Origin of the sequence: Massilia sp. CT11-108, from assembly GCF_047302915.1 — a bacterium.
Lineage (GTDB): Bacteria > Pseudomonadota > Gammaproteobacteria > Burkholderiales > Burkholderiaceae_D > Telluria > Telluria orientalis.
On the sequence record NZ_JBKYMO010000790.1, the window covers coordinates 1 to 1,818 of the forward strand.

Below are 1,818 nucleotides of genomic sequence, written 5' to 3' on the forward strand. Positions count from 1 at the left end.
CTGATGCGCAGCCGGCCGCGCGGCCGGCTGCGCATCAGCGCCCCGCTGCTGTTCTCGCAGACGGCGATGGGCATGCTGGCCGCAGGCTTCGCGCGGGCGTATCCCGACGTGCGGCTGGAGGTGACGACGGAAGACCGGCCCGTGGACATGGTCGAGGAAGGCTACGACCTCGTCATCCGCGTGAATCCCGATCCGGACGAGAACCTCGTCGGCCGCATCTTCCTGCGCGACCGGCTCGTCGTCGTGGCGGCACCGCATCTGGCGCGGCCGGCCGGTGGGGCACCCGTTCCCGCCGTCGTGCGGCCCGTGGGCGACCAGGCGGCGTGGCAGGTGGCGGGCCAGCCGGACATCGCGATCGACCCGGTCTTGCGCCTGTCGTCGCTCGTGATGGTGCGCGACGCGGTGCGGGCGGGCGTCGGTGCGGGCTGCTTGCCCGCGTCGGTCGTCAGCCACGATCTCGCGGCCGGGCGGCTGGTGCGCTGGGGCGACGTGGCCGGGCCCGAGATCGCGCTGTGGGCGTTGTACCCGTCGCGCAGGCTGCTGAGCGCGCGCGTGTCGGCGTTCCTCGATTATTTGAAAGCGGCGTTTCCGAAAGGGACGCCGGACGAGCTGGCGGCCTGTCTCGCGCCGTGATCAGCGCACGCGCCTCGGCGCCACGCCTTCGTTCGTCATGACCACGGGCCGGATCGTGCCGTCGTCGTTGAAGTCGAGGCGCTCGACGGCCAGCTCGCGATGGTTGCCGTCGGTTTCGCCCAGCGGGCGGCGGTGGTAGGCGATGTACCACTCGTCGGTGCCGGGCACGTTGACGATCGAATGGTGGCCCGCGCCGCGCGCGATCTTGCCGTCCTGCGCGAGGATCGTGCCGACGCGCTTGAACGGTCCGAACGGCGACGGGCCCATCGCATACGCGACGCGGTAGTCCGGCCCGGTCCACTCCCCTTCCGACCACATGAAGTAGTACACGCCACGGCGCTTGGCCATGAACGGGCCTTCCACGTAGTCCGGATCGGGCGTGATGTCCTTGTACGTCGTCCCGTCCGGGAACGGCACGACACCGAGCAGGTCCGGCGCGAGTTTCACGACGTTGGCGTGCTTCCAGCCGCCGTAGACCATGTACGCCTGGCCGTCGTCGTCCTTGAACACCATCGGGTCGATCGGCTGCGCGCCGTTGTGGATCCGGCCGATCAACGGCTTGCCGAGTGCATCCTTGAACGGACCTTCGGGCCGGTCGCCGATGGCCACGCCGATGCCGCCCAGCTGGTCGTTGCCCTTGATGTCGTTCGCGCCGAAGAACAGGTAGTACTTGCCGTCGTGCGCGATGGCCGACGGCGCCCACACGGCATACGCGGCCCAGGCCACGTGCGCGACGTCGAGCACGCGCTCGTGCCGCGTCCAGTGCACGAGGTCGCGCGACGAGAAGGCGTCGAGGAACGTCTGCTTCAGGAACGGCGCCCAGATCAGGTCCGAGCGTGCGCGCATCCGCTGCTGGTCCGGCGTGAAGGCCGTCGGTCTCGCAGGTCGTTCGTAGTCCGCGGAATACGTCGGATAGATCCAGTACGTGTCGTCGAAGAGGCGGATCTCCGGATCGGCATACCAGCCCTTGACGATCGGGTTGGCCGCCTGCGCGTTCAGCGCGACGGCGGCGGCCGCGGCCAGCAAGGCGCGCTTCATCGCGGCAGCGTGAAGCGGAACGTGGGTTCGATGCCGCGCGCGTGCAGGACGCGGACGATGTCTTCCAGCGTCGCGTCCTTCAGCAGCAGGCCGTCGGCGGCGGGAGGCGGCGGCGCGGCGGCGGGTGCCCCCGGGGGTGTATTATAA

At 70.0% G+C, this 1,818-nt stretch carries 2 protein-coding genes; one reads left to right on the forward strand and one right to left on the reverse strand.

Annotated features, from left to right (window positions below):
• On the forward strand, window positions 1-633 hold a 633-nt coding region (locus ACEN88_RS30720), incomplete at its 5' end, for a substrate binding domain-containing protein (protein ID WP_413345821.1).
• Here the strand turns inward: ACEN88_RS30720 and ACEN88_RS30725 are convergent.
• Complete coding sequence (locus tag ACEN88_RS30725; protein WP_413345823.1) at window positions 634-1,671, reverse strand: glycoside hydrolase family 43 protein; 1,038 nt, start codon at window positions 1,669-1,671, stop codon at window positions 634-636.
• Window positions 1,672-1,818 lie beyond the last annotated feature (147 nt).

Excerpts from the sequence above, each read along its gene's own strand:
- ACEN88_RS30725 (WP_413345823.1), bottom strand. The coding sequence starts at position 1,671 with ATGAAGCGCGCCTTGCTGGCCGCGGCCGCCGCCGTCGCGCTGAACGCG.